Here is a 23,987-nt window from a genome sequence, read left to right on the forward strand (position 1 = left end):
AAAACGCATAAATTTGTTCAGAGAAAATGTCACCCCCCAGGAAGGTAGACCGAGTTTTAAACTCGGTCCCTGGTATTTAGTATAGTATCTAAAAGTTCTTGATCAGTCAGGTCGTAGTTAAGATTTGTTCTTTCACTTTGTTTTCTCCAAGGGTGATTTTCATCTGGGACTATTCTATTTTTAGGTGATTGCGTTGTTTTAACTTTTTTGGTCATTTTAGTAGTTGAAGGCTTGTCCACAATTTGAGTTTCAAACACCATATCTTTATATTTTACTTTAACTCCAAATTTAGGATTAGATAGGACAGTAACTTTAGATTTAGGAACCAGTTGACTATTTTTATCTAAAATTTGATAGTAACTTCCTTCAAAAGAGAAAGTGGCACTGTTGTCCACAGTTCTTTTGAATTTAGAACAAAGTATATGATCAAGATTAATATCTTGATTTAAACAGGTAAAAGCCGATAGCTCATTTTCGGGCTTTAGGGCAAATCTTTTATTAAAATCAGGCAAGAAATCTTTTTGTAAAAATTCATTAGCTTTCTCCATGGTAGTTATATTGTGTAGCTTAAAAAGTGTGGGCAGTCTGCTTTGTAAAGTATCAAAAAGCCTTTCAACTCGTCCTTTTGCTTGTGGAGAGTTAGCAGGTATAATAGTGACTCCTAACTCTTCCATAGCTGCACCAAATTGAGTAGGCTTAACTTGTTTACCTGCGAGCTGTTCATCAATCGAAAGCTTGTCCGATTTAGGTGATCTAAAAATAGTGTGCTTATCGCTATAAAGACTTGCAGGAATACCATAGTTTGAAATTAACTGATGCATAATCTGAAAGTATCCCTCAAGACATTCATTTTCAACAAAAAATAATCCTAGCAAAGCTCCTGTGGCATCATCGATAGCAGCGTGTAAATCACAATCAAAGCCAGTGTCAAACCAGTCATAAGGTGAGGCGTCTATTTGTACTAAAAGTCCCATTCTGTCCTTGCGTTTGCGTCTGTGGTGACTCTTACTCTTTTTATGTTTTTTAGGACTAGAAATTCCAGCTTTACTAAGAATTCTATGAACAACTGGCCTACTGATAGAGATTTTTTCTCGCTCGTTTAAAAGTTCTGTAAAATGAGTGAAATTTGCATTTGGGTATTTTTCTAACTTTAGAGAAATGATATGTTTTTCAGTACTTTCAGGAACAGAATGATCAGGCTTTTTACCTCGGCTTTTATGTATGACAAAACTGGGTCCTTCTAGTTGCACTCCTTTCTTCAGTCGTTTAATTTGTCGATCACTGAGGTTCAAAGCTCGTGCTGCATCTCTAATGGTTAAGTAGCCATCAATTGTTTGATTGATAATATTTAGTTTTTTAATTTCTTCTTGGGTCATTTGATATGTCACCTTTTTAGTCATAGTGACATTTTCACAGAACATTCTAGGGGTGACAATATCACAGAACAATTACAGAATGGGATAGGTTAAATTGACATCCAGTATGTAACATGATAAAATACGGATTGTTATAAACTGCAGGAAAGTCTGCACTGAAACCGCACGGAATGGGTTGCAAACATAATGACCTTATTCCGGCGAGTCTTACGAGCAGGAGGTGTAATTATGTACGCTGTGATTGAAACTGGAGGAAAACAGTACAAAGTATCTGAAGGCGATGTTTTAGAAATTGAAAAGCTTTCTCAAGAAACGGAAGAACAGGTAACTTTTGACAAAGTATTGTTAGTTAAAGACGACGAAAATGTCAAAGTTGGTACACCTGTATTAGAAGAAGCGCAAGTTGAAGGAACTGTTTTAGAACATGGCAAGGGAGAAAAAGTTACCGTGTTTAAGTACAAACCTAAGAAAAACTATCGTAGAAAACAAGGACATCGTCAGCCATTCAGCAAGGTTAAAATTGACAAAATTAAACTTAACGGTTAATTTAATGCTATGATACAGGTTGAAGTATATCGCAAAAAAGGTAAAATTTGTGGTTTTAAGGTTGAAGGACACGCAGATTATGCCCGGGAAGGTGAGGATATAGTTTGTGCAGCCATATCAGCACTTAGTCTGACAGGAGTTTTTGCCAGTGAAAAACTGTGTAATCTGAGCAAACAGATAACTCAACCTGAAGAGGGTCTATTGTCTTTAGAAATGCCTACCGGGTTAGATGAACAACAACAACAAACCTACGAAATTATTCTTGAGACTGTGATTATAGGTATTTATGAAACAGCTAAAAATTATCCGGATTACATTAATATAGAGGATGAAGGGGGGGAATACTCATGGAATTAAAAATGAATCTACAGCTGTTTGCCCAGAAAAAAGGTACAGGCAGTTCCAAAAACGGTAGAGACAGTATTAGTAAACGTTTAGGAGTTAAAAGGCACGGAGGCCAACAAGTTAATGCCGGAAACATTATTGTGCGCCAGAGAGGTACTAAATTCCATCCTGGTGAAAATGTAGGGATTGGTAAAGACGACACATTGTTTGCTAAAGCGGATGGAGTAGTAACTTTCGAACAAGTTGGTAAAAAGAAGAAGCGGGTTTGTGTCTATCCGGAACCGGCTATGGCAGAATAACCCCTTTAAAAGAAAGCCATAAAATGTGCTAATTAAAAAGCTGCCAATCTTTGTATTGGTAGCTTTTTAATATTTTTATGTAAAATTACAAGGAAATTACTTGCCTAATATAAAATAATTAGATAAGAATTTGAAGTAAAGGAACGAGTTTTAGAAGATTGAAGTTAATATGTCCCGGTAGGAGGAAAACGTAGTGGATCAGAAGGGATTTCAGCAGGGGATCTGTGGTGTGATAATTGGGATTGTAGTAACTTTTTTAATACCGTTGATGGCAGATTTGATTACCCCTTATTTATTATTTTTAACTCCCGTTGTCATAATTTATTGGCTAATAGTTTACAAATATCTAAAAAAACAATACCATCAGGAGTTAAATAAACGGGTATCTGAAATAAAAGAACGCAATTATCAACAATTGACTAATGACATTAGGCGGATACGACATGATATCGTTAATCATTTCCAGATAGTATATAGCCTTGCCCAATTATCAGGAGAACAAAGGTTGATAAAACATTTAAAGAAGATTAAGTTTTTAGATGTTTTATACGGTGAAATCCTAAAACTACCTCAATACGATTTGACTGCATTCTATTTGAATCAATTTGTTAAAACCTTGGATTCGGGAGGTCAATTTTATTTTCGTAATACAGCAAATATAAATGAATTTGACTTAGGGAAAACAACGGCGGAGTTATTACAAAATATTTGTGATGAAATTAATTTATTTAAAAATACTGATACTTCACTGAAGATTAATTGGGAATTGAGGGAAGATGAGGATTGTTATATTATTGTATTAGATGTTTATGATTCTCAAAGAACTTGGAAAACTATAGATGAAAACTTCTTTATTGCTTTACAAGATAAATTTGATGAGTTAAAATTTAATTTTGAATATTTTACCTTTAAAACTCAAATTTGGATTAAGTTATGTATTTATAAGAACACAGACAAAAGTAGTTTGCAATAAAGATATTTTACGAATCTATTAAATGAAGGGGTAATCGAATATGTTTATAGATCGAGCGAAAATATACGTAAAAGGTGGAGATGGAGGCAATGGTATAGTTGCTTTTAGGCGCGAAAAATACGTGCCTGATGGTGGTCCCAGTGGTGGAGATGGCGGCAAAGGTGGAAACGTAATTTTGGAAGTCGACCCAGGACTCAAATCTCTAATGGATTATAAGTATAACATCCATATCAAAGGGAAACGAGGAGAACATGGTCAAGGGAGCAATCAACACGGAAAATCTGGTCAGGATAAAGTGATTAAAGTACCACCGGGTACAGTAGTGAAAGAGGCTACTTCAGGAAAAGTTTTAGCTGACTTAGTTCATGAACATGATAGCTACATAGCTGCTGAAGGTGGCCGAGGGGGAAGAGGGAATACCCGGTTTGCTAATCCCAAAAATAAAGCTCCCAGATTCAGTGAGGACGGCAAGCCAGGTGAAGAGAAATGGATTGTACTAGAGTTAAAGGTTATGGCAGAAGTGGGTTTAATTGGTTATCCCAATGTGGGTAAATCTACTTTATTAAGTCAAGTCACCAAGGCTAGTCCCAAAATTGACAGTTATCACTTTACCACCCTCAATCCCAATTTGGGTGTAGTTGAATTAGAAGAGGGTAGTAGATTTGTCATGGCAGATATACCTGGTCTAATCGAAGGCGCTCATCAAGGAAGAGGATTAGGAGATCAATTTTTAAGGCATATAGAAAGAACGAAAATGTTAATTCACGTGATTGATATTGCCTCTATCGAGGGTAGAGATCCTGTTTTAGATATCGAAACAATCAATGAAGAATTAAAGGGTTATAATAGTAGGGTGATGGATAAACCTCAGGTGATCGCTGCTAATAAAATGGATTTAGGGGATCAGGCAGAAGAAAACCTCCAAAGATTGCTAGATAAAGTTAATTCAGACGAAATCCTGATACCTGAACAATACAAAAAAATCTTTCCTATCTCGGCTGCAACTGGAGAAGGGCTGAGGGAATTATTAGATTTTGTGGCAGAAAAAGTAGCACAACTACCTGATACTCATGATACCTTCGATATTGACTTGGAACTACCTGAATCTGAAGAAAACACTGACACAGAACAAGAAGCTTTATTCACCATGTCTCAAGATGATAAAATTGAAGAAAAACCAAAATCAGATTTTGGGATCAGAAAAGAAGGAGATATTTTCATTGTTAAACATGAAAAATTAGAGAAAATATTAAACGAAATAGATGTTCATACAGAGAAGGGAAGGCATTACTTTCAGGCTAAAGTTGACGAGTTTGGATTGGAAGAAGCTTTAGTAGATAAAGGAATCAAACCAGGTGATACTGTCAAAATTGGTAATGTAGAATTTGAATATCAGTAATTAAACTAGTTAACTTAAATTATCTGTTATAGAGTGGGGGAGTTATATATGGAAAATAATACTTTTAACGCAAGCAGGATTGCAATTATGGGTGGCACCTTTGACCCTATACATTTAGGTCATTTAATGGTAGCAGAAGAAGCACGTCAGAAGTTCTCTCTAGACAAGGTCATTTTTGTCCCTGTGGGTATACCTCCCCATAAATCTGCGGAAAATATCACGCCATCTTATCACAGATATATGATGACATTACTAGCGACAAATAATCATCCCCATTTTTTCGTTAGTAATTTTGAAATAGATCGAAATCAGCCCTCTTATTCCATTGAAACACTGAGATATTTTCGTGACTTATATGATAGTGAGACTTCTTTATACTTTATCACAGGGACTGATACTATTTTGGATATATTAACATGGAAAGATTATCATGAATTACCCCAGTTATGTGACTTTATTTGTGCAACCAGGCCAAATTTTTCTGTCGAAGAACTGGAAACCAGAGTATATCGCTATTTTCCTGAATTAAAACCCCATGTTCACTATCTCCAAATACCTTTAATAGAAATTTCTTCAACTGAAATCAGAAATAAAAGATTTAATGAACAAGATATTACCTTCATGGTGCCAGAAACTGTTGAAAATTATATTTTAAAAGAAAATTTATTTAAAGGGGACTGATTAGGAGGTAAAATAGTAAATGGACTATAATAGTATATACAATTATTATAATGATCAATTACAAAAAATACTGACACCTGCCAGGTATACCCACTCTATGAGAGTTGTTCAGACTTCCTTAAAATTAGCTCCTAAATTTGATGCAGATTATCAAAAAACTGCTTTGGCTGCTTTAGTTCACGACCGTGGTAAAGAGATCGGGGTTAACCAATTGATTAAAATTGCGGAACAAGCAGGGTTAATCTTAGATGAAGCAGAAACATCTCATCCGGGATTACTTCACGGACCAGTAGGCGCCTACCTCCTTAAACAAGAAGGTAAAATAAATGATGAAGACATTTTACAGGCTGTGCGCTTCCATACCACAGGACGGCCTGGCATGAGCTCGATAGAAAAAGCTGTTTTTTTAGCAGATTTGATAGAGCCAGGTCGTGACTATCCTAATGTGGATATATTGAGAAAACTCAGTTTTAATGAACCTTATCTAGGATTAGTAAAAGCCCTTGATTGGACCCTGGAATACCTAATGAGAATGGGCTGGGTAATTCATCCTTTAACAGTAAAGACTAGGAACTATTATCTCCAAAAAAGAGGCACTACCAGATCTCTAAAGATTTAGAATCGGGTTGTTCCCAAGAAGATTTTATGCTTAAAAGCAAATAACTTTGGGGGGCCAAGTTATGGAGAATTTAGATAAGTATCGTAAATCTAATAATAGAAGGAAGAAGCGACGCAAGCGAACGAAAATAAAAAAGAATAGGTTAGTAGCTGTTTTGGTTTTGGTGATTTTATTTTTCTTTGCAGGTTTTGTTTCCAGATATCTGTTAATTGGCAGTACTTTAAAAACAGAGGCTAATTGGGTTACTGCTTTGGCTTCCCAGGATACACAGGAATATGACAATACCATGATTAGTGTAATAAATCGAGAAAATAATTTATTAGAATACGTAGTCATTATTAACCAACAGCAAGCAGAATCGGACTTCCAAGAACCAAAAGACTTAAATTTGCTCTTTGTTCCCGGTGAAACTTATTTAGATACACCTGGTAATGACATTGAAACTTATATGGAAAGCTATCACGATGGTGTGGGAAAATTATTACAAACAACAAAAGAGTACTTTGGGATTTCCATACATAATTTTATTCAAGTAGATCAACGCACTTTTGAACATTTGAATCACCAATTAGAATTAGAGCAACAAATTGAATTAGAAGAATTGGGTTATAAGTTTCTAGATAGTGGACTTGAGAGAGATGAATTCCAAACTAAGTTTAATGATACCATGGAATCGCTAGTATCCTTTTATTTACAAGTAAGAAATGAACTCGGGCTTTTTAACAGACCAGCTATTCGTTCATATGTAGGTGATAAGGTTGAAACTAATTTAACATGGGAAGAACTTACAGAATACATTGAACTATACAATAATGCATTTGAAAATGAAGCTTTTAATCTTTACACAATACCGGGAGAACGAGATCAGGTAAATGATCATGAGTATTTGGTACTTGATAACGATGACTTGGGAATCATGGTTGAACAGTACTTTTCCGGAGAAGTTGGGTCTATCCCCCAAGAAGATATAACAGTTGAAATTTTAAATGGTTGTGGCATAGATGGAGCTGCAACTGATCTTAAAAGTGAATTAGAAGATCAGGGCTTCCAAGTAGTTAGGATAGGTAATGCAGACCACTTTGAATATCAATCATCTCAAGTAATAGCTAGAACGGATTTAATAGAAGCAGCTAAGGAAGTGGCGTTAGAGATTTCTGGAGCAGATTTATTGCATGACCAACAAGATGATCCAGAAGCTCAAGTAACTGTAATAATAGGAGAAAATTATGTTCAAAACAACTCTGAAGAAAAGGAAAACAACTTTGAATAGGAGGGATCTATTTGCAAGATTCTCTGCAATTAGCAAAAAACATAGCTAAAAAATTAGATGACAAGAAGGGAAAGGATATTGTACTTCTAAAAGTCAAGGATATCACCTTGATTGCTGATTATTTTGTGATTGTTACGGGAACTAGTACTACTCATATTCAATCCCTGGCGGAGAACCTGATTTCTTCATTGAAGGAAGAGGATGATTTTTCACCCTTACACAAAGAGGGCTTGGCAGAAGGGAATTGGATTTTGTTAGATTACGATTCTGTGTTAGTGCATATTTTCTTAGAGGATACAAGAGAGTTTTACAATTTGGAAAGACTATGGGGAGAAGCTGAAGAAATTACTCTTTAAATATGTTTGACATGAAAGTTAGAATTTTATATAATTTTATCAAACTAAAAACTCAGAATTTTAAAGGCAATGAAAGAGAGTAGTAATCGAGAGCAGGATTACAGCGAGCCGGTGGTTGGTGTGAACCGGTATCCGACTTCGATGAACTCGCTCTGGAGCTGTGAGGTGAACGGTAAAACCAAGTAACTGATCCGGCTAATTTAGCCGTTACCTAAAAGAGTGGGCCAATTAGGCCAAATTGGGTGGTACCACGGGAATAACTTCTCGTCCCTTAAGGGAGAGAAGTTTTTTTATTTCTCCTAGAATTTAAACGATAAATGTAGTTAGCCACAAAAACAAAGTGAGGAGGGTTAACCATGAAAGAGTATCAGCCACAAAAAATTGAATCTAAATGGCAAAAACGTTGGCAAGATGAAATTTCCTATGAAACCGAAGTTGACCATAATAAAGACAAATATTATGTACTAGAGATGTTTCCTTATCCTTCTGGGAAACTTCATATGGGTCATATGAGGGTGTATTCAATTGGAGATGTGCTAGCCCGGTTTCAACGTATGAGAGGTTATAATGTACTCCATCCTATGGGCTGGGATGCCTTTGGTTTACCAGCGGAAAATGCGGCTATTGAAAATCAAGATTTGCCATCAAGATGGACCTACGCCAATATTGATAATATGAAAGATCAGTTACAAGCTCTTGGAACTAGTTACGATTGGAAACGGGAAGTATCCACCTGTTCTCCCGATTACTATAAATGGACTCAGTGGATGTTTTTACAATTGTATAAAAATGGCCTAGCCTATAAGAAGAAAGCACCCGTTAATTGGTGCCCAGAGTGTGAAACAGTATTGGCCAATGAACAGGTAGAAAATGGAGCTTGCTGGCGTTGTGATAGTATGGTAGAGCAAAAACAATTGTCTCAGTGGTTTTTTAAGATCACGGAATATGCCGATCGCTTGGATCAAGATTTAGAGCTGTTGGAAGAATGGCCTGATCGGGTTAAGACAATGCAAAAAAATTGGATTGGCAAAAGTCAAGGAACTGAAATTGACTTTCCGGTAAAAGGTTCTCGAGAAAAAATCAGGGCATTTACTACTCGTCCTGATACCATTTTTGGAGCTACTTACATGGTGCTTGCTCCGGAGCACCCTATGACAGAGCAATTGGTTCAAGGTACCGATCAAGAGAAGGAAGTTATGGACTTTATCAAAGGAGTCCACGAAATGGGGAAAGAAGCCAGGGAAGCAGAAGATCTTGAAAAAGAAGGCGTCTTCACTGGCAGATGGGCTATTAATCCCTTAAATGGTGAAGAGATCCCTATTTTGGTAGGTAATTACGTATTAATGGAATATGGAACTGGTGCTATTATGGCAGTTCCAGCTCACGATCAGAGGGACTTCCAATTTGCTCACAAATATAATCTACCAATAAAGGAAGTAGTTACACCCCCAGAGGGAGAGGGTAAAACAGAGTCAGAAACTCATGACGAGCTCAAAAAAGCTTATACAGATCATGGTATTTTAATAAATTCTCCGGGATACAATGGCATGACATCTGAGCAAGCTATTGAACAGATTACCAGAGACATAGAAAATAAAGGGATTGGAGCAGGTGTGACAACTTATCGGTTGAGAGATTGGCTAGTCTCTAGGCAGAGATACTGGGGAGCGCCAATACCCGTTCTTTACTGTGATCAATGCGGAATTCTACCAGTCCCGGAAGATGAGTTGCCTGTTCAGCTACCTGAAGATGTGGACTTTAGTCAGGGAAGTCGTAATGTACTGGCAGCTAGACAGGATTTTGTTGAAACTAGTTGTCCCCAGTGCGGAGGTTCAGCCCAGAGGGAAACCGACACTATGGATACCTTTGTTTGTTCTTCATGGTACTTCTTAAGGTATACTACCCCCTGGGATAATGAAGTTCCTTTCCGTCAAGAAGATGTAAATTACTGGATGCCTGTAGACCAGTATATCGGTGGGATAGAACACGCTGTACTTCATCTACTTTATGCCAGATTTTTTACTAAGGTAATGTATGATCAGGGCTATACTAATTTCAAAGAACCCTTTTCACGTTTGTTAGCCCAAGGAATGGTCAATAAAGATGGAGCCAAGATGAGTAAATCAAAGGGCAATGTGGTATCACCTGATGAAATACTACGGACCTACGGAGCAGATACAGGTAGACTATTTATATTGTTTGCAGCTCCACCTGAAAAAGATCTAGACTGGAATGATGAAGGTGTGGAAGGTTGTTATCGCTTTCTACAAAGATTGTATCGATTGGTTAATGACAACCAAAACTTAGTGGATCTGCAATTGGATGATACAAAGTTTACCAAAGAGGATAAAGAATATCATCGCTTGATTCATAAAACAATTAAGAAGGTTACTGACGATATTTCTGAGAGACATAACTTCAATACAGCTATTAGCGCTATTATGGAATTAACAAATGCCAGCAGTAAATATAAAGAACAAAAAGAGGTTAACGAATCATTACTGCGTACTGGTTTGGAAACTATCGTGATGTTGCTGGCTCCCTTTACCCCTCATATAGCAGAAGAATTATGGGAAACTTTAGGTTACCAAGATAGTGTACACAAATTGAATTGGCCTAGCTATGACGAAAAAGCAATGGTTGCTGAAGAAGCGGAGATGGTTGTTCAAGTAAATGGAAAAGTTAGGGATCATCTAACAGTACCTGCAGATTCCAGTGAAGAAACAATTAAAGAAAAGGCGTTGGAAAGAGAAAAAGTTCAAAAATATATATCAGGAGCTGAGATCAAAAAGGTAATTGTGATTCCCCAAAAATTGGTAAATATTGTTTGCAAATAAATACAGAACTAAAATTATCTCCGTATTTTAATTAAAAGCGCACCCTTTGGTGCGCCTTTTTTAGTAATAGGATATTTAATTAATTAATAACTATCACATAAAAAAAGGTTATGGAATAATTGATATCGATTTGTTATAATTGTATTAGTGATAAAAGTATTCATTAATTTTTATTCTTAACTCATTATTTTGAATTTTTATGCTTTAATTAGTGACAGATGTAACAGCAAGATGTAACAATTAAACCGCTTCTAGTATTAGCTGAATTTTATTAGATGGGAGGGAGAAAGGGAATATGAAAGAGAACAAGGGGTTTAAGCTCAAAAGACGTCAATTTATTCAGTCTATGGCTGGTACAGGCTTATTAGCAGGTCTTAGCCTTTCAGCTCCGCGCATAGCTGAAGCTGGTGAAAATAACGGATCCGAGTATGCAATGATGGTTGACAAAACGGAATGCGTTGGTTGTAACGCTTGTACCAGGGTGTGTTCAGAAGCTTATGAATTGTCTGAAGGTATTTTAAGAACTGAGATCCACAGATTCAAAGATGATGAAGACGAAGAATACTTTAAGAAAAATGCTTGTCTTCACTGTAATGAGGCTAGCTGTGTCATGGCTTGTCCTGCAGATGCAATTTATAAAGATGATTTGGGATTAACCCAAATTGATAACAGTATTTGTGTTAATTGTGGTTATTGCGTATCTGCTTGCCCTTACAACGCTATTAAGTATGATCGCAAAAAAGGTGTTAATGAGAAATGTACTTTATGTACTGAACTTATTAATGCTGGAAGTGAACCTTTGTGTAAGCAAGAATGTCCTGTAGATGCTATTTACTTTGGTACTAGAGAAGAAATGCTAGAGCTGGGACGAGAAAAAGTTTCCGATTTAAAAGACCAGGGATATGATAAAGCCATGTTATATGGTGATGATGAATTTGATGGTTTGGCAGTTTTAGGAGTTTTACATGATGAGCCCCAAGAGTACGAGTTGCCAAAGGATCCTCAAATACCTATGCAATTAAGGGTATGGAATCAAATACCTTTTGCACCAGCCTTTTTAGTAGTAGGTGGGGCGGCTATGGTATTTAATTTCTTACATTCAAGAAAAACCAAAGCCGAATTAGAACAACCAGAAGAAGATGAAGAATAAATCTTAATTTTACTTAACTAGGGGGTGGAGAGTATGGAAGCTAAAACTTTTCCGGGAGGAGCATATATACCTCATTATAAATTTACTGACGACAAGCCGATTGAGGACATGTCTATTCCCGAAGAGATAGTAATTCCCTTAGCCCAGCATATTGGATCCCCATGTGAACCGCTGGTAAAAGTTGGTGATAGGGTTGAAGTTGGTCAAAAAATTGGTGATTCAGAGGAATATATTACCGCACCAGTACATGCCAGCGTTTCAGGAGAAGTTGTGGCTATAGAGGAAAGGCCGTTTTTTGAAGGGGATGAAGTTGAAAGCATTGTCATTAAGCCTGATAGTGAACAGCAGGAGTTTTCTTATGATGAGAAGAATATTGAAGATATGAGCTTAGATGATATGAAAGATAGAATTAGAGAAGCAGGAGTAGTAGGAATGGGTGGTGCAGCTTTCCCGACTTATGTAAACATCAATCAATCTAAGCCCATCGATAGTTTGTTGATCAATGGAGCTGAATGTGAACCATTTCTAACATGCGATCATAGACAAATGGTCGAGCGCAGTGAGGAATTAGTTATCGGAGCAGAAATTCTAATGAATATTATAGGTGCCAAAAAATGCTATTTTGGTATTGAAGAAAATAAACCTGATGCAATTGATGCAGTTTCCAAGCAAATCGAGGGTAAAGACGGTATGGAAGTTGTTCCTCTTAAGACAAAATATCCTCAAGGATATAAAGTTAATGTAATCCATGCATGCACCGGTCGAGATGTTCCTCGGGGAGTCAGATCCGCTGACTTAGGTTGTATAGTTAGAAATGTAGGAACCACTATTGCTACCTATGAAGCCGTCAAATACGGTAAACCATTAATGGAACGAGTTGTAACTGTAAGTGGTTATAATATTCCTGAAGCTGGTAACTACAATATTAAAATTGGCACACCCGTTGAGCATGTTTTAAGAGAGTGTGGAGTAGATAACTTTGAAAATCAGAAGGTGATTCTTGGTGGGCCAATGACTGGTACCGCTGTCAAAGATATCAGATCTTCAGTAGTAAAAAATAGCACAGGTTTATTACTATTTCCTGAAGATATGACCTGGGACTACACCGACTACAATGAATGTGTCCGTTGTGGTAAATGTGTAGAACGATGTCCTGTTCATCTATATCCCAATAAGATAGGGATGTATGCTGAACACAAACAATACAGTAAAGCCGAGGAATGGGATATAATGGACTGTGGTGAGTGTGGTACATGTGTATACTTCTGTCCTGCTAACCGACCAATTTTAATGTGGATCCAGCAAGTTAAGCCCACTGTTAAAAGGAGACAACGGCAACGAAGTAAATAGATTAGAAGTTAGAACCTGAGTATTGTGAAGAAATCGTGTTGTAATTTTTGGAGAAGGGGGAATCCACAGTGGAATCGAATAAAACCATTGTTTCACCGTCACCGCACTTAAAAGCCGATCTCTCTGTGTCAAAATCTATGAGAGATGTAATTATCGCTTTAATACCTATAATCCTTGTAACTTTATATTTCAATGGTATGCAGGCTTTGTCCTTAATAGCAGTTTCAGTTGTCACAGCAGCGGTGACAGAAGTGGTATTTCGAAAAATAATGGGGAAACAACCATCCTTGGCAGATTTAAGTGCAGTTCTTACAGGGTTATTTGTAGCTTTAGTGTTACCAGTTGCAACATCACCTATTAGGGCCATAATAGCTACTGTTATAGCAGTAGGTATAGCCAAAGAATTAATGGGTAGTTTGGGTTGGAACCGATATAACCCTGCTTTATTTGGGTATGTAACTACATTGTTGATGGGAGCATGGCTTCCATTCATGGAAACTGGATTTCAGTCACTACCGGCTTTAGATTCAGTTAGCGGGGCCACCCCTCTGGCTATGTTGACTCAAGGGATGGAAATGCCCGGTTATGGAAGTATGTTGTTAGGACATGGCGAGGCAGGGTCTCTTGCTGAAGCTTCTGCCTTAGCAGTTATAATTGGCGGCTTATATTTACTCTATAAGAAACATATTAACTGGAGAACTCCAGTGGGAATGATAGCTACAGTATTCATCATCAGCTTGATTTTTGGCGTTGATCCAATTTATGCAGTTTTAGGTGGAGGAGTTCTTTTTGGAGCTTTCTTCATGGCAACTGACTGGGTTACTTGCCCTATCAATAATAAAGGTAAACTAGTCTTTGGAATTTGTGTCGGCTTACTAATTTGCATATTTAGATATGCACTACCAGCCACAGGTGGGGTTGCTTTTTCTATCTTAATTATGAATGGCTTCACACCAATGATAGAGAAATTTACCCAGCACCCATCTTTTATGGAGCCACGTAAGACTTCTGAACCTGCTTCCGGAGGTAAAACGGCTAGTAGCTAAAAATTTAGATTTGCAATGAATTTTTAATAGGGGATTTCATGAAGACTAAAGCATAAAACACGGCAGGTTTATACCACCTGCCGTGTTTTATAAGGATATTGTTATATTTTAATATGAATATTATAATAGGTATTGAGTAATATAAATACTTTCTTTTTTAATGGAGGCGAGCTGGCAATGCATGTAGTACTAGTGGAACCTGAAATCCCACCTAATACAGGTAATATTTCCAGGACTTGTGCAGTCAGTAATACAACTTTACATTTAGTTGAACCTTTGGGTTTTTCAATTTCCGACCGGGAGTTAAAAAGGGCAGGTCTCGATTACTGGGACAAATTATCATATCAAGTTCATGAAAATTTCACATCTGTTGAAAACTTATTACAAACACATCCCATTTATATTGCAACAACTCGAGGTAAAAATTATTATTATGATATAGAATATCCCCGTGATAGTGTTTTGGTATTTGGAAAAGAGACTGAAGGTTTGCCGGATTGGATTATTAATAAGTATTATGAAAACTCCATTCGAATACCAATGGCTCCAGATTTTAGATCCCTTAATTTGAGTAACTCTGTTGCTGTTGTATTGTTTGAAGCTTTGCGACAGCAAAGTTTCCCAGGATTAAATTAAAATTGTCAACGAAAAGGAGAATTGTATGGGAAAATTTACAGCTATTTTGTTTGACTTAGATGGAACTTTGTTGCCTGTAGATACTAAGGTGTTTATTTACAAATATTTTGAATTGATGAAAAAAAGCGTCTCAAACTTATATGATCCAGAAGTCTTTGTAAAGCATGTTTGGGAAGGCAGCAAAAAGATGATTAACAGTAATGATTCAAAAACTACCAATCAGCAAGTTTTTTTCCAATATTTTAATCAAGCTATAGATTTACCTTTAGAGCAAATTGAATCCTTTTTTGATGATTTTTATAACAATAAATTTCCTGAGCTACGAAATTGTGTAGGAGAAACAGAGATAAATAGGTATGAGCTGATCAGTTCATTAAAAAAAGCTGGATATCAGGTTATTATAGCTACAAATCCTATCTTTCCTAAGGAAGCTATAGAACACCGCCTTGATTGGATTGGATTAAGCAGATCTGATTTTGATTTGGTGACAACTTACGAAAACATGCATTTTGCCAAGCCGAATATCAGGTATTATCAGGAAATATGCTCACAATTACAACTGTCTTCTCAAGAATGTATAATGGTCGGTAATGATACGGGAGAAGATTTAATTGCGAAAAAATTGGATATGCAAACTTATCTGGTAACTGATTACTTAATTGATGAAAGAAATCTCTTAGAACAAATGACTCCAGATTATCAAGGAACTCTTCAAGAAATGTCAGATTATTTTAATGAACAACTTGTTAACTAAAAAGATCTAAGATATAATTAAAACAAATAATGAATTTCAATATACGCTCGATAAGTATTTTCTATAATAAACGACGGGATGGGAAAGCTTTGTGTTTAGAGATTGCGGTAAAAAAGTTTTATAAAGGGGAGACTCGACATGAGTGATGTTAAAAAAGGTAAGAAAAAGAGAATGACCAAACAGAGAAAAATTATTCTAAATGTGCTCAAGAATACTAAAAGTCATCCTACAGCAGATTGGGTTTATGACCAAGTTAGAGAAGTGCTTCCCAACATTAGTTTGGGGACCGTATATCGTAATTTGAAAGTGCTAAAAGAGATGGGAGAAATCATGGAATTAGATTTTGGTAGTACTTATAGTAGATTTGACGGTAATCCTCACAACCATTATCATTTTGTTTGTAATGATTGTGAGCGCGTATACGATATTGATATGCCTACAGATGAATCATTACTTGCTAAAGCTGATGAAGTAAGTGAACACCAAGTACAAGAGCATAGACTTGAATTTTATGGAACTTGCCAAGAATGCTATCAACAGTCAACGGCTCAGGGTTAAGATCCCCCTTGCTGGTAATAATCGCCAGCAAGGGTTTTTTATCTATCAAATTATTTAAAAAATTTATTAGACGGATAAAGGGGAGTCAGATATGTCTTTTATAGATTTGCGTAGTGATACCGTTACCCAACCAACTGAGAAGATGCGTACAGCAATGAGTGAAGCCGCTGTTGGAGATGATGTATACGAAGAAGATCCAACTATTTTGGAATTGGAAGAGAAAAGTGCTCGAATTTTTAATAAAGAAAAAGGCTTATTTTTTCCAACAGGAACTATGGCTAATCAAGCAGCAATTCTAGCTCATACTAATCCCGGTGAGGAAATTATAATAGAAAAGGACATGCATATTTATTTATATGAGGTTGGGGGCTTGGCTTTTTTATCAGGAGTTCAATCGCGACAACTTCCAGGAAATTTAGGACAACTTGATCCTCAGGAAGTAGAGGCAGCAATCAGACCATCCAATATACATTTTCCGAGGACTTCACTTATTTGTTTAGAAAACACTCATAATGTTCATGGAGGTACTGTTATTTCTAAAAGGGACATAGACAAAATTGCAGAAGTGGCTCATCAATATAAACTGCCTTTGCACTTGGACGGTGCCCGTATTTTTAATGCAGCTACTTATTTACAGACAACTGTGGCAGAGCTTACTTCGTCATGTGATACTCTCATGTTTTGCCTGTCTAAAGGTTTATCAGCACCAGCGGGATCGATGTTAGTTGGCGATGAAAACTTTATCAATAGGGCTAGAAAATGTCGTAAATTACTAGGAGGAGGTATGAGACAAGCCGGGATATTAGCTGCTGCTGGAATTGTTGCTTTAGAGGAAATGACTAACAGGCTTCAGGAAGACCATGAAAATGCTCTTTTATTAGCCAAAAATTTAGCAGAAATACCCTGGATCGAAATAGATGTAGATAGAGTTGAAACGAATATCATTAGATTCAATTTAGATACATCTCACTTTAGTGCTGTAGAGTTTGAAAACAAATTAAGAGAAGCTAATATAAAGGTCAATGTCAGCGGTGATGGTGGTGTCAGGATGGTGACTCATAAAGATGTCACAAGAGACCAAGTAGAGCATGTGGTTTCAGTATTGAAAAGTTTATAGTTTGAACTAGTTTTTGCTACTTTTATCTGCCTGATAATCAACTTGAAAAACCAGTTTTCCTCTGAGGGCAATTCTATTTCTGATAGTTTTGGCATTAATTCTGTTGATTGTTGGTGTCACTTTATTGATTTTTTTGACTGGCGGTAAATACTTAGGACGAGTATTAATAAGGCGTATCTTTACTTGTGTATGTTGTTCGGGAATTGTATCTAAAGTTTTTTTCCAAGCCACGTTAATTTTATTAGAAGAAGTATTTTGTTTGGTCTTAAGAGTTTTAACTGTCAAATCAGCGTTAATTGCTAATTTTTCAGGGGAAAGGGTTTTATATGATATTCTTTTAATTTGTATTTCTGCGGGCAAATTTTGGTCTGGCTTAACTCCTTCAACATATAAGACTTTTGCCCACTCTTTTTCTAATTTCATCGTTTTAATATTGTTGTTAGATGCCCTACTGTTCTTGTTATTGAACTGAGAAAATTGAATTTTCAATTTAACACCCCCGGCTTAAATCCATTCTCAATAGTAGATTATGTAATTTTTGTTTTATTGTCACAACCAAGAAGATTTTATTAATAGTGTAATAGTTGATTTAATAAATATAGTAATGCGAATTAAATTTAAGCCATAAGGGGTGACTCTTATTTCTGCAATAATTTCTTATATAATAAGTGTGTTACTCTGTCTAGTGATTTTTTTAATATTACCTTATCTACCTCCCTTGGGGGTACAAGGACCATCTCTTTTTAGCTTATTATGGTTAATACTGGCTGTTTTAGTTTTGGCTGCTCATATCAAATATTGTATTCAGAATCCTCATTTAAGAAATAAAAACAGATCTAAAGAAACTATCTTTACAGCAAGGAAGAAACAAGGGCTTTCGGGTAATGAAGGAGAACAAACAGGGCCTAAAAATCAAAACCGAAGCCGAAGTTAGTTTAGAAAGTAATTGATAAACCTATAATTCGTTCAATTGTAATTTTTACATTCAACAATGAAATATAACAGCATGGAGGGATAACCTTGACTAAACACCGAGAATTAATAAAATATATCTCAGAACTTCCCATAGGCACTAGAATCTCTGTACGTAAAATAGCTGGTGAATTGTCAGTGAGTGATGGTACAGCGTATAGAGCTATTAAAGATGCAGAAAATAAAGGACTTGTCACTACGATTCCTAAGACAGGTACTATTAGGATTAAAAACGAAGATAAAAATTACAATAATCAGGTTACTTTCGCTGAATTAATTAAAATAGTCAATGGTACTGTTCTAGGTGGAAGAGAAGGACTATACAAGCCCTTGAATAAATTTTTGATTGGGGCCATGAAATTAAAGGATATTTCTAGCTATATAAGTGATGGATGTGTTTTAATTGTAGGTAATAGAGAGGAAGCTCACGAATTGGCATTGAAAAAAGGTGCGGCTGTCTTGATATCTGGAGGATTTGAGACAACTGAAGCCAATAAAAAATTAGCGGATAAATATGCCTTACCAATAATAAAAAGCCCTTATGATACTTACAAAATAGCTACATTAATTAATCAAACCTTGTATAATAAAATGGTGGAAAGTGAAATTCTTCATGTCAAAGATATTATTAATAATCACCCACATTATTTGAATGAAAAAGATACCTACCAAGATTGGGAACAACTTTTAGATAAAACTGAACATAGTAGATTTCCGGTTACAAATGACGAAAATAAAGTGGTGGGAGTAGTTACATCCAAAGATGTCACAGGTAGGGATTACAATGCTTCTATAGCCAAGCTAATGACATCGAATCCTATTACTGTTTCTCCTGAGACTTTAGTAGCTTCTGTTGCTTACGTTATGGTTTGGCAAGGTATTGAAATGATACCAGTTGTTGATGAACAAGACAAGCTAATAGGAATAGTCAGTCGACATGATGTAATGGAAGCCATGCAATTTGGTAAGGGTCACGATAAAAATACTGCCACAGCAGCTCGTAAGATGATCCAAAACAATTTTACAAAAGAGATATTTAATGAAGGTATCACTTTATCAGGGTTTGTGAATCCAGCTATGACAGACCAAGTGGGTAGCATGGACCCTTCAATATTAACGGCGTTGCTTATTCAAGCAAGTTTATCAGCCCTAGGTCACGATAATGTATTTAATATAGTTTTGGAAAACTGTTCTTTTAATTACGTGGCACCAATACAACTAGAGCAGAAAATAAATGTAACAGCCCGAGTGCTGGAAAATTCTCGCAAGTATGGAAAAGTGGATTTAGAGATCAAAGGTGATGAAAAAGTGCTTTTAAAAGGTTTTATTTCATGTCAAATCTTAAAAAAATAAACTTTTAATTATTTACTTTCTCAGGCTCTATCCACAATGTCAAACGTTCGCTAATAATCAAACTGTTAACATTTATTTTATATTCTTGTTCTTCAACTTTTGTGGATCTATTGTCAAACATTTGAAAAATTAATTCGGGTTCTAATTTATTTATTTGATATCCTATTATTTCCTGGGCAATATCCTGACAAAACTCTTTAATAGCTAGTACAACTTGAGGATTATCTTCATAATCAACTACAATATTGGCATCTTTTACGACATTAGAAGGATCTTGTTCCCACTTTTCTTCTAAGGTGCGCAATTCTTCTTCCAACTTTTCCATACGGTTCTCTGTTTGACTAAGTTCTTGCTCTAGTTCTGTTTTTTCCCAGTAAAGATTTTCTATTTGATAATTTAAAAAATATGAAGTGGAAGTAGCTCCGATTAGAATGCCCAGTAAAAACCAACCCAGAAATATTTTGCGCAACTTATTCCTAGTCTCTTTAGTAGGTGACTGGTTTTCAATATTAGTTAATTTAAAGATCATGAGTTATTTCCTCCAGCTATAAATGAGATTATGATTACTCCTGAATGGGCTCCTAAAAAGGCCCCTAAAATGAAAATTAGTTGCTTGACAACAGTGTGAAGCTGTCCGCCCAAAAAACCCATTTCGATTTCCTTGATAGTAGTAAAAGTACCTCCTAAAGAAGCTACCAGCGCCCAAATTTTCAGTTTTTCGGCTATAGTCAATGTGGTTTGAATAGGAGGTTGGCCACCAATGCTGGCCCCTAATCCACCTATGAAAGAACCTCCAATAACTACACCCAGAGCAATAGAAAAGTTAACTATAAGAGTACCAAAAAATGTAGACATATATTTACCAACTCCTTTGGTAATATTATGTTAAGGAGTGGACTGTTATGCCTAAACCTTTTGTACATTTACACACTCACAGTCAGTATAGCTTACTTGATGGTAAGTGTCGGATCAATGAATTAGTTCAAAAAGCTAAGGAATATCAAATGCCTGCTCTAGCTTTGACTGATCATGGTGTAATGTATGGTGCGGTGGAATTTTATAAACAGGCTAAAGAAGCAGGTATCAAACCAATTTTGGGTTGTGAAGTGTATGTAGCCCCCCGGGGTCGAACAGTAAAAGACCCGGTTAAAGACAAGCATCAATATCATTTGGTATTACTTGCTGAAAATCAAACAGGCTATAAAAATCTAATGAAACTAGTTTCTCTAGCTTTTAAAGAGGGATTTTATTATAAACCACGAGTTGATTACGAACTTTTGGAACGTTATCATGATGGAATTATAGCTTTAAGTGCTTGCCTTGCAGGAGAAATTCCCACATTGATATTACAAGGTCAGTACGAGGTGGCAAAAAATAGAGCGGACAGGTTAAAATCAATTTTTGGACAAAACAATTTTTATTTAGAGCTTCAAGATCATGGATTAACGGAAGAACAACAAGTGAATACCCATCTATTGCAAATATCCCGAGAGTTAGATATCGGATTGGTAGCAACTAATGATATACACTATTTAACAAATCAAGAGTCCTCAATCCACGATGTGTTACTATGCATACAGACAGGTAAACACTTAGATGATCAGGATAGGATGAAATTTCCATCTAATGAATTCTATTTTAAAGATGGCGACGAAATGAGCAATATTTTTAAAGATTTCCCGGGAGCAATTGAAAATACTCTGGCCATTGCTGACAGATGCCAAGTAGAGTTAGATTTTGATACTCTTCATTTGCCCGAATTTCGAGTACCTGAAGGTTATGATGAAAACTCTTATTTAAGAAAACTATGTCAAAAAGGCCTACTTGAAAGATATGAACAGGTCACAACGAAAATTCAAGAACGTTTAGAATATGAATTAGATGTCATTAGTAAAATGGGTTATGCGTCTTACTTTTTGATTGTATGGGACTTTGTACGGTTTGCCCATGAAAATAATATTCTTGTTGGTCCCGGTAGAGGATCCGCGGCAGGTAGTTTGGTTGCATATTCTTTAAGGATAACTAATGTGGACCCAATCAGATACGGACTACTGTTTGAGCGGTTTTTAAATCCTGAAAGGGTTAATATGCCCGATATTGACATTGATTTCTGTTATGAAAATAGAGAACGAGTTATCCAATACGTGGTGGAAAAATACGGAAATGATAATGTGGCTCATATAATCACCTTTGGTACCATGCAAGCCCGGGCAGCTGTTAGAGATGTGGGGCGGGTCATGGGTATGAATTACGGGGATGTTGACCGTGTAGCTAAAATGATTCCCCATGATCCAGGCATGACAATAGATAAAGCTTTGGAGTTAAATAAAGATTTTAAAAAACTTTACGATGAAGATCCCCAAGTACGAGAACTTATTAATATATCAAAGTCTATTGAAGGGTTGCCACGTCACGCATCGATTCATGCTGCTGGTATAGTCATTTCAAAAGCACCTTTGACAGAGTATGTACCTCTTCAATGTAATGATGATCAGGTTGTCACTCAATTCCCCATGGGGACTTTGGAAGAATTGGGACTTTTAAAAATGGACTTTTTGGGTTTGAAAACGTTGACCATGATGAACAGGGCAGTTGAAATAGTTAATCAAACTCAAGCTGAAACAGTGGATTTGAATAAAATTCCTTTGGATGATGAACAGACTTTTAGGTTGATAAGAGAAGGCAATACCCTGGGCGTATTTCAGTTAGAATCTAGTGGAATGAGAGGAGTACTAAGGGATTTAAAACCTACAAGCTTTGAAGATATTATTGCAACTTCTGCTCTGTATAGACCGGGTCCAATGGAACAGATTCCAACTTTTATTGAGAGTAAACACGGTCAAAGGGAGATTTCCTATCCCCATGAAGATTTAAAACCAATCTTGGAAGAAACCTATGGAATTATTGTCTATCAGGAGCAAATTATGCAAGTAGCAAGTACAATGGCAGGTTTTTCTCTAGGGGAAGCCGATCTACTAAGACGCGCTATAGGTAAGAAAAAGAAAAACATACTGGCAGAGCAAAAAGAAAAATTTGTTCAAGGTTGTATTAACCGGGGTTATGGGAAAGAAACCGGTGAACATGTTTACGATTTAATAGTTAAATTTGCAGATTACGGTTTCAACAAATCTCATTCAGCTGCCTATGCATATATTGCCTATCAGTCCGCCTATCTGAAAGCTAATTATCCGACCCAATTTATGGCGGCTTTATTGACCAATAGTATGAATGATACCGATAAACTTGCGTTATATATTGATAATGCTAGAGAAATGGGAATTGAAATTTTGCCACCCGATGTCAATGAATCTTTGGTAGATTTTACAGCTGTTAGTGATTTTAGAATCAGATTCGGATTAGCAGCCGTGAAAAATGTTGGCAGAGGTGCTGTTGAGGAAATAATTACTCGTAGAAGAAAAGAAGGTGGGTTTACCTCCTTAGATGATTTTTGTTCTCGAACAGATCTTAGAGCCTGTAACAAAAAAGCCATAGAAAGCTTGATAAAAGTAGGTGCTTTTGATGCCTTTGAACACAACAGAAAACAGATGCTCCAGGTTTTAGATGAAGCTGTTAAAAAAGCCCAAGCTTTTACCTCTGGCAGTGTTAAAGGACAAGTGACCATGTTTGAAATTGTTTCTGATGGCACGAATAAAATTGATCTTGATTATCCAGATGTAGAAGAGTTCACTTTAAATGAATTATTACAAATGGAAAAAGAATTGCTAGGCTTCTTTGTAAGTGGACATCCCCTGGATAATTATAAAGAAAAACTTGCAAATATTGATACATCGTCCTTAGCAGAGCTTAACCAAATAAAAGAAGGCTTTAGGATTAAAGTGGCAGGAATCTGTCAAGATGTAAAAGAAATAATAACTAAAAAAGGGGAACAAATGGCTTTTTGCACTTTAGAAGATCAAAGTGGAACAGTGGAACTGGTGATCTTTCCCGATCAGTACAGCAAAGGAAGACAACTGATTTTAGATGGCGCACCTGTTTTAATCACAGGTAAAGTTGATTATAAAGAAGAAGGAGAAACAAAAATACTAGTGGAAAAGTTACTAGCTCTAGAAAGTATCTCTCAACAAATTTATATCAAAGTACCTGAAAAGTTATACCCCAAGATTCCAGAATTAAAACAAGTATTATTAAAAAGTCCTGGAGAACTACCAGTATTTTTATATTTCCCTGAACAAGGAAAATTAAAAAAAGTTAGTAAGGAGTTTTTTGCCACAGGTGATAATGAATTTTGTCATAAAGTCCAAGAAATAATGGGAACTGATTCTATTAAATTAAAATATTCACTGTAAGAAAATACGTGCCCTTTTTTAATTTAGTAAATAAAAGGAGGAA

The 23,987-nt window shown here is 36.2% G+C and carries 24 protein-coding genes and 1 other annotated feature; of the genes, 20 read left to right on the forward strand and 4 right to left on the reverse strand.

Going from position 1 to position 23,987, the window contains the following annotated elements; all coding sequences use genetic code 11:
• Window positions 1–56: 56 nt before the first annotated feature.
• A complete protein-coding gene (locus NTHER_RS02780; protein WP_202943851.1) occupies window positions 57–1,448 on the reverse strand; it encodes an ISNCY family transposase in 1,392 nt (463 codons plus the stop codon).
• 156 nt (window positions 1,449–1,604) lie between these two features.
• Between NTHER_RS02780 and rplU the strand changes: the two genes are divergently transcribed.
• From rplU to ltaE, 17 genes are all read left to right on the forward strand, one after another.
• On the forward strand, window positions 1,605–1,922 hold the full coding sequence (gene rplU / locus NTHER_RS02785; RefSeq protein ID WP_012447010.1) for a 50S ribosomal protein L21: 318 nt from the start codon (window positions 1,605–1,607) through the stop codon (window positions 1,920–1,922).
• 9 nt (window positions 1,923–1,931) lie between these two features.
• A complete protein-coding gene (locus tag NTHER_RS02790; protein ID WP_012447011.1) occupies window positions 1,932–2,279 on the forward strand; it encodes a ribosomal-processing cysteine protease Prp in 348 nt (115 codons plus the stop codon).
• On the forward strand, window positions 2,270–2,566 hold the full coding sequence (rpmA, locus tag NTHER_RS02795; protein WP_012447012.1) for a 50S ribosomal protein L27: 297 nt from the start codon (window positions 2,270–2,272) through the stop codon (window positions 2,564–2,566). The genes NTHER_RS02790 and rpmA overlap by 10 nt, the downstream gene beginning before the upstream one ends.
• A 193-nt stretch (window positions 2,567–2,759) precedes the next feature.
• Window positions 2,760–3,539: a hypothetical protein gene (locus tag NTHER_RS02800; RefSeq protein WP_012447013.1), complete on the forward strand. Its 780-nt coding sequence runs from the start codon at window positions 2,760–2,762 to the stop codon at window positions 3,537–3,539.
• Between the two features lie 40 nt (window positions 3,540–3,579).
• A complete protein-coding gene (gene obgE, locus NTHER_RS02805; protein WP_012447014.1) occupies window positions 3,580–4,938 on the forward strand; it encodes a GTPase ObgE in 1,359 nt (452 codons plus the stop codon).
• Between the two features lie 48 nt (window positions 4,939–4,986).
• On the forward strand, window positions 4,987–5,619 hold the full coding sequence (gene nadD / locus NTHER_RS02810; RefSeq protein WP_012447015.1) for a nicotinate-nucleotide adenylyltransferase: 633 nt from the start codon (window positions 4,987–4,989) through the stop codon (window positions 5,617–5,619).
• Between the two features lie 19 nt (window positions 5,620–5,638).
• Entirely contained in the window at window positions 5,639–6,238 is a 600-nt protein-coding gene (gene yqeK, locus NTHER_RS02815) for a bis(5'-nucleosyl)-tetraphosphatase (symmetrical) YqeK (protein WP_012447016.1), read from the forward strand.
• A 61-nt stretch (window positions 6,239–6,299) separates the two neighbouring features.
• The gene (locus NTHER_RS02820; protein ID WP_012447017.1) at window positions 6,300–7,508 is read left to right on the forward strand and encodes an LCP family protein; all 1,209 of its coding nucleotides are present in this window, start codon (window positions 6,300–6,302) and stop codon (window positions 7,506–7,508) included.
• Window positions 7,509–7,519: 11 nt separating this feature from the next.
• Entirely contained in the window at window positions 7,520–7,864 is a 345-nt protein-coding gene (gene rsfS / locus NTHER_RS02825; RefSeq protein ID WP_012447018.1) for a ribosome silencing factor, read from the forward strand.
• Between the two features lie 60 nt (window positions 7,865–7,924).
• Window positions 7,925–8,139: a binding site (T-box leader), on the forward strand.
• Between the two features lie 81 nt (window positions 8,140–8,220).
• On the forward strand, window positions 8,221–10,701 hold the full coding sequence (gene leuS, locus NTHER_RS02830) for a leucine--tRNA ligase (RefSeq protein ID WP_012447019.1): 2,481 nt from the start codon (window positions 8,221–8,223) through the stop codon (window positions 10,699–10,701).
• 295 nt (window positions 10,702–10,996) lie between these two features.
• Window positions 10,997–11,851 (forward strand): 4Fe-4S dicluster domain-containing protein, encoded by an 855-nt coding sequence (locus NTHER_RS02835; RefSeq protein ID WP_012447020.1) that lies wholly within the window; start codon window positions 10,997–10,999, stop codon window positions 11,849–11,851.
• Window positions 11,852–11,884: 33 nt separating this feature from the next.
• Window positions 11,885–13,201: an electron transport complex subunit RsxC gene (gene rsxC, locus NTHER_RS02840; protein ID WP_012447021.1), complete on the forward strand. Its 1,317-nt coding sequence runs from the start codon at window positions 11,885–11,887 to the stop codon at window positions 13,199–13,201.
• Window positions 13,202–13,269: 68 nt separating this feature from the next.
• Window positions 13,270–14,247, forward strand: coding sequence for an RnfABCDGE type electron transport complex subunit D (locus NTHER_RS02845; RefSeq protein WP_012447022.1), 978 nt, complete (start codon window positions 13,270–13,272; stop codon window positions 14,245–14,247).
• Between the two features lie 177 nt (window positions 14,248–14,424).
• Complete coding sequence (locus NTHER_RS02850) at window positions 14,425–14,883, forward strand: tRNA (cytidine(34)-2'-O)-methyltransferase (protein WP_012447023.1); 459 nt, start codon at window positions 14,425–14,427, stop codon at window positions 14,881–14,883.
• 25 nt (window positions 14,884–14,908) lie between these two features.
• Window positions 14,909–15,637 (forward strand): HAD family hydrolase, encoded by a 729-nt coding sequence (locus tag NTHER_RS02855; RefSeq protein ID WP_012447024.1) that lies wholly within the window; start codon window positions 14,909–14,911, stop codon window positions 15,635–15,637.
• A 138-nt stretch (window positions 15,638–15,775) separates the two neighbouring features.
• The gene (locus tag NTHER_RS02860) at window positions 15,776–16,195 is read left to right on the forward strand and encodes a Fur family transcriptional regulator (protein ID WP_012447025.1); all 420 of its coding nucleotides are present in this window, start codon (window positions 15,776–15,778) and stop codon (window positions 16,193–16,195) included.
• Between the two features lie 91 nt (window positions 16,196–16,286).
• Complete coding sequence (gene ltaE, locus NTHER_RS02865; RefSeq protein WP_012447026.1) at window positions 16,287–17,312, forward strand: low-specificity L-threonine aldolase; 1,026 nt, start codon at window positions 16,287–16,289, stop codon at window positions 17,310–17,312.
• A 6-nt stretch (window positions 17,313–17,318) separates the two neighbouring features.
• Here ltaE and NTHER_RS02870 read toward each other — a convergent pair whose 3' ends face one another.
• Window positions 17,319–17,801 carry a hypothetical protein gene (locus NTHER_RS02870; protein WP_012447027.1) on the reverse strand — a complete coding sequence of 161 codons (483 nt, stop codon included), beginning with the start codon at window positions 17,799–17,801 and terminating at the stop codon, window positions 17,319–17,321.
• Window positions 17,802–17,997: 196 nt separating this feature from the next.
• On the opposite strand from NTHER_RS02870, the gene NTHER_RS02875 reads away from it, so the two are divergent.
• Together NTHER_RS02875 and NTHER_RS02880 are read left to right on the forward strand one after the other, a co-directional pair.
• Window positions 17,998–18,246, forward strand: a complete 249-nt coding sequence (locus tag NTHER_RS02875) for a hypothetical protein (protein WP_041366855.1) — start codon at window positions 17,998–18,000, stop codon at window positions 18,244–18,246.
• Between the two features lie 86 nt (window positions 18,247–18,332).
• On the forward strand, window positions 18,333–19,637 hold the full coding sequence (locus tag NTHER_RS02880) for a DRTGG domain-containing protein (RefSeq protein WP_012447028.1): 1,305 nt from the start codon (window positions 18,333–18,335) through the stop codon (window positions 19,635–19,637).
• Between the two features lie 4 nt (window positions 19,638–19,641).
• Here NTHER_RS02880 and NTHER_RS02885 read toward each other — a convergent pair whose 3' ends face one another.
• Together NTHER_RS02885 and NTHER_RS02890 are read right to left on the reverse strand one after the other, a co-directional pair.
• On the reverse strand, window positions 19,642–20,166 hold the full coding sequence (locus NTHER_RS02885; RefSeq protein WP_012447029.1) for a sporulation membrane protein YtrI: 525 nt from the start codon (window positions 20,164–20,166) through the stop codon (window positions 19,642–19,644).
• Entirely contained in the window at window positions 20,163–20,492 is a 330-nt protein-coding gene (locus NTHER_RS02890) for a YtrH family sporulation protein (protein WP_012447030.1), read from the reverse strand. Before NTHER_RS02890 ends, NTHER_RS02885 begins: the two co-directional genes overlap by 4 nt.
• A gap of 47 nt (window positions 20,493–20,539) precedes the next feature.
• Here NTHER_RS02890 and NTHER_RS02895 point away from each other — a divergent pair, with 47 nt between their 5' ends.
• Complete coding sequence (locus NTHER_RS02895) at window positions 20,540–23,944, forward strand: DNA polymerase III subunit alpha (RefSeq protein WP_012447031.1); 3,405 nt, start codon at window positions 20,540–20,542, stop codon at window positions 23,942–23,944.
• Window positions 23,945–23,987: the final 43 nt, after the last annotated feature.

The organism is Natranaerobius thermophilus JW/NM-WN-LF (genome assembly GCF_000020005.1).
GTDB lineage: Bacteria > Bacillota > Natranaerobiia > Natranaerobiales > Natranaerobiaceae > Natranaerobius > Natranaerobius thermophilus.

Excerpts from the sequence above, each read along its gene's own strand:
- rplU (WP_012447010.1), top strand. The coding sequence starts at position 1,605 with ATGTACGCTGTGATTGAAACTGGAGGAAAACAGTACAAAGTATCTGAA.
- NTHER_RS02790 (WP_012447011.1), top strand. The coding sequence starts at position 1,932 with ATGATACAGGTTGAAGTATATCGCAAAAAAGGTAAAATTTGTGGTTTT.
- rpmA (WP_012447012.1), top strand. The coding sequence starts at position 2,270 with ATGGAATTAAAAATGAATCTACAGCTGTTTGCCCAGAAAAAAGGTACA.
- obgE (WP_012447014.1), top strand. The coding sequence starts at position 3,580 with ATGTTTATAGATCGAGCGAAAATATACGTAAAAGGTGGAGATGGAGGC.
- nadD (WP_012447015.1), top strand. The coding sequence starts at position 4,987 with ATGGAAAATAATACTTTTAACGCAAGCAGGATTGCAATTATGGGTGGC.
- yqeK (WP_012447016.1), top strand. The coding sequence starts at position 5,639 with ATGGACTATAATAGTATATACAATTATTATAATGATCAATTACAAAAA.
- NTHER_RS02820 (WP_012447017.1), top strand. The coding sequence starts at position 6,300 with ATGGAGAATTTAGATAAGTATCGTAAATCTAATAATAGAAGGAAGAAG.
- leuS (WP_012447019.1), top strand. The coding sequence starts at position 8,221 with ATGAAAGAGTATCAGCCACAAAAAATTGAATCTAAATGGCAAAAACGT.
- NTHER_RS02835 (WP_012447020.1), top strand. The coding sequence starts at position 10,997 with ATGAAAGAGAACAAGGGGTTTAAGCTCAAAAGACGTCAATTTATTCAG.
- rsxC (WP_012447021.1), top strand. The coding sequence starts at position 11,885 with ATGGAAGCTAAAACTTTTCCGGGAGGAGCATATATACCTCATTATAAA.
- NTHER_RS02850 (WP_012447023.1), top strand. The coding sequence starts at position 14,425 with ATGCATGTAGTACTAGTGGAACCTGAAATCCCACCTAATACAGGTAAT.
- NTHER_RS02855 (WP_012447024.1), top strand. The coding sequence starts at position 14,909 with ATGGGAAAATTTACAGCTATTTTGTTTGACTTAGATGGAACTTTGTTG.
- NTHER_RS02860 (WP_012447025.1), top strand. The coding sequence starts at position 15,776 with ATGAGTGATGTTAAAAAAGGTAAGAAAAAGAGAATGACCAAACAGAGA.
- ltaE (WP_012447026.1), top strand. The coding sequence starts at position 16,287 with ATGTCTTTTATAGATTTGCGTAGTGATACCGTTACCCAACCAACTGAG.
- NTHER_RS02885 (WP_012447029.1), bottom strand. The coding sequence starts at position 20,166 with ATGATCTTTAAATTAACTAATATTGAAAACCAGTCACCTACTAAAGAG.
- NTHER_RS02890 (WP_012447030.1), bottom strand. The coding sequence starts at position 20,492 with ATGTCTACATTTTTTGGTACTCTTATAGTTAACTTTTCTATTGCTCTG.
- NTHER_RS02895 (WP_012447031.1), top strand. The coding sequence starts at position 20,540 with ATGCCTAAACCTTTTGTACATTTACACACTCACAGTCAGTATAGCTTA.